The organism is Candidatus Protofrankia californiensis (assembly GCF_900634765.1).
Lineage (GTDB): Bacteria > Actinomycetota > Actinomycetes > Frankiales > Frankiaceae > Protofrankia > Protofrankia californiensis.
Genome location: NZ_CAAAFT010000485.1, coordinates 1 through 3,417, shown reverse-complemented (window position 1 = coordinate 3,417; position 3,417 = coordinate 1). Strand labels below are relative to the sequence as shown.

The following is a 3,417-nucleotide window of genomic DNA, read 5'->3' as shown; positions in this document are numbered from 1 at the left end:
GACCCGTACGTTGCTGGAGAAAAGCATTCCTCCATACTGTTTGACTGAACCCGAAGACGGACGAACAAGTCGACGTAAGGGATGTCGGTCACGTGATGCTTTGGGCGTATCAGCCGTTGTCCTCCGGTGGGCCGGCCAGCCGGTCGTTCGCCGGCGCGGACCAGCCGTCCGCGCCGAGATGGCGACGCGGCGGAGGAACCGGGTGGGGTACGGCGGCGAAGCCGCTTTGCGTCACGCATAGTGGCCGTCACGGCTTCCCGGTGGATCAAAGAGAGCGCGATTGTACCGCTTTCGCTCGGGTGGTCCGGAAGCCGGTCCGGCAGGCCCGGTGGTCCGGCTTCCCGACGGGACCAAGGTTCTGTGATCATGATTCTGTTGGCCATGGGACCGCGGTCCGGAAGGCTCGCAAGCCGCTTCGGCGGACCCGACATCCCAGGCTGTCGGGAGATCTCAGCCGGCTGGCGCCGGTCGTCACCGAAGTTGTCCGGGAAAGCTGGCCGAACCGGTTGCCGGACATCGTTGCCAAGTAATTTGGAAGGCTTTGCCCATCGGAGTACTATTTTTGTATCGTATCGTCGGTATGAGATTTTCCACGCCGCCGGACAGGTCCGGGCATCTCGTCATGAAGGCCGTTTCCAGGATGACACGAACCCTGACATTTCACCGAGCCGTCCGGACGGGCGGGTTTCGCGGTCGGCCGCCCTGCCGCCGGGAGGCGACCTGATGGGGCGGGGACGGGCGGATTCCGACCAGGCCGTGGGTCGGCCGTGGCTGCTCTATCTGACGGCCGGCACCGTTCTCATGATCGGATACTGGCTGACACCCGTCGGTGATACGGGGCGGGCGGCGCTCTACTGCCTGATCGGCGTGTCGTCGGTGGTGGCGGTCCTCATCGGTGTTGTCCGGTTCAGGCCCACGCCGCGGCTGCCCTGGCTGTTGCTGGGAGCCGGCCAGGTCGTGTACGTGATCGCCGGCATGACCTGCTGTCTGCTGTACGACGTACCTGGCATCATGGATTTCCGGACCGTCTCCGACGCCTTCTTCCTTCCTGCTCCGCTACCCCTTCGTGGTTACGGGCCTGGTGCTGCTCGCCCGGTACCGCACCCCCGGGCGTGACCTACCTGGTCTGCTGGACGCCGGAACGTTCGCGGCCGCCGTGACCATGTTGGCGTGGGTCTATCTCATCGGGCCCCGCGTCCGCGGCGGCCCCGGCTGGCTGGGTGAGGCCGTCCCGTTGCTCGGGCACCCGGCCATGGATCTCGTCCTGTTCGCGGTCGGGCTCAAACTACTCCTGGGATCCGGCCGTCAACCGTTGGCTCTCTTCCTGCTCATGGGAAATCTTGTGGCAGTCATGACGGCGGACACCCTGTACGGCCTGCAACGGTTGAACGGCGCCTACCAGCCGGGAAACATCCTGGACGTGATGTGGCTTGCCGGTTCTCTCGCGCTGGGCGCGGCGGCGCTGCATCCGACAATGGCCCGTATTGCCGACCAGGCTCCGGCCGGCGACGTCGGCCTCGGCCGATGTCGCCTTGCCGTTCTGTTCGGTGCCGCCCTGGTCGCACCTGTCACAATGCTGGTGCAGTACGCCCGCGGGATCACCCACGACATTCCGGTGATCGCCGTGACGTACGCCCTGATGTTCCTGTTGACGATCGCCCGGATGACGGTCCTGCTCTCCGACCAGCGTCGGCTGGCAATCACCGACGCACTGACCGGCCTGTACACCCGCCGTTTTCTTGAGGCGGAACTGCCGATAGAGCTCGCCCGGGTACGCCGTACCGGCGGCCTACTGGCTCTCTTCATCATAGATGTCGACCATTTCAAGGCGATCAACGATCATTACGGTCATCCAGCGGGTGACCGGGTGCTTGCCGAAATCAGCGTCCGGCTGCGCGGGACCACCCGCCTGGGCGACGTACTCGCCCGTTATGGCGGTGAGGAGTTCGCGTTGCTGGCCCCCAACGTCCATTTGGACGAGCTCAGCGTGGTCGCTGAACGGATGCGGACCAGGGTGGCCGCCAGCCCGATCACGGTGAATGCCGACATCTCGCTTTTCGCCACCGTGTCGGTGGGCGCCTGCGCCTTTCCCGTGCATGTATCGGACCAGGTGGAGCTGGTCGGTATGGCGGACCGGGCCCTGTACAGAGCCAAAGCGCTGGGACGGGACCGCACCGTGGTATGGGACGACGTCGCATCAGCCACAGCCGTGCCCGGGGACGGGCCCAGCAGCGCCGCCGACAGCCGAGAGGCCCGAGAAACCCGGGAGACCCGGAACGCGCATGACATCCGCACCACAACCGCGTGAGGCCGTTGGCGTCGGGATCGGGAACCCGGGAATACGAAAATACGGCGAACCTGGCGGACACGGATATACACGGGGAGACGCAGGAAAGCCCGACCGGGTCCGGCAGCCGTTGCCGCATCCGCGGTCCGCTGACCGAAGCGGACATGCGACCAGCTGACCGTACGCGGTCAGCTGACCGGCCGTTTCATGCCCGGTCACGCGGCGGCCGAGGTGGACTTACGTCCAGGCGAACTTATTCGTACCAGTTCCGATGGCGGCGCCGCCACATGACGGTGAGGACGGCCGCGCCGGTCACCGCCGTACCGGCCACACCGGCCGCCACGGCCCGGGTGGCGCCGGGATTGTCCGCGGCCCGGCTGCGCGTCGTCCGTATCACCTGGCCCGTGGATTCCCGGATTTTTCTGGTGCCCGCGGCAATCTGCGGATTCTGGCCGGCCCGGTGCACCAGTTCGTCCGCGGTCTGCCTGGCCCGATACGCGCCGGCCGAGGCCCTGTGTGCCGTTATCGACGCTTTGGGTCCGAGCTCACCCGCATATCCGGCGAGTCGGGTGCGGGCGCCGGCCGTGCCGCTGACTACTCGTTCCCGGGCGTGGGTCACGGCGCTGCGGGCGTCCTCGGCGGTCCGTCCAGCGACCCGGCCCGGACTTACCCGCTCCGATAGCAGACCGAGTTCTTCGCTGAGCCGGGACCTGGTCAGCTCGATGTCCGTTCTGATCTTGTCCGGATTCTCGCCCATGAACGTGCTCCCGTTCTCCTCGATACTCGCGACCGTGCGACAGCGCGGAAGCTCCCGCTCGGACCGGAATCCGCTCGGGCGGGAGCCACGTGGCGGCGTGGCCGTGTCGGCGGTCGGGCATCACAAGCCCGATCTTGGAAATACCCGGGGACGACAGAATTAATCGGCAATACGGCCATTGGCCCGCGGGCCGTGGCCCGGCCAGCGGGCCCGATCAGTAGGCCCGGGCGACGATGCAGACCAGGTCGGACTCGTCCCCGCTGTCCGGGAGCGTTCCGTCCGGCCGCTGGATGCAGCGGACGGTCAACGACTCCTCGGCGAGCTTGGCCTCGCCGCCGTCACCGACGGCGGCCCACGGCAGGCGGGCGAAGCC

3 protein-coding genes and 1 pseudogene are annotated in these 3,417 nt (G+C 67.0%); 2 read left to right on the top strand and 2 right to left on the bottom strand.

The annotated features are described in order from the left end of the window. The first annotated feature begins 723 nt into the window (after positions 1-723). A complete protein-coding gene (locus DD1DGNOD_RS25020; RefSeq protein WP_131771162.1) occupies positions 724-1,116 on the top strand; it encodes a hypothetical protein in 393 nt (130 codons plus the stop codon). Continuing rightward, a complete protein-coding gene (locus tag DD1DGNOD_RS25015) occupies positions 1,082-2,308 on the top strand; it encodes a GGDEF domain-containing protein (protein ID WP_050803612.1) in 1,227 nt (408 codons plus the stop codon). Before DD1DGNOD_RS25020 ends, DD1DGNOD_RS25015 begins: the two co-directional genes overlap by 35 nt. 232 nt (positions 2,309-2,540) lie before the next feature. On the opposite strand, the gene DD1DGNOD_RS25010 is transcribed toward DD1DGNOD_RS25015, so the two are convergent. Together DD1DGNOD_RS25010 and DD1DGNOD_RS30285 are read right to left on the bottom strand one after the other, a co-directional pair. Then, positions 2,541-3,044 carry a DUF3618 domain-containing protein gene (locus DD1DGNOD_RS25010; protein WP_013875412.1) on the bottom strand — a complete coding sequence of 168 codons (504 nt, stop codon included), beginning with the start codon at positions 3,042-3,044 and terminating at the stop codon, positions 2,541-2,543. A 214-nt stretch (positions 3,045-3,258) separates the two neighbouring features. Beyond that, a pseudogene (locus DD1DGNOD_RS30285) lies at positions 3,259-3,417 on the bottom strand (proline--tRNA ligase); the annotation flags it as partial.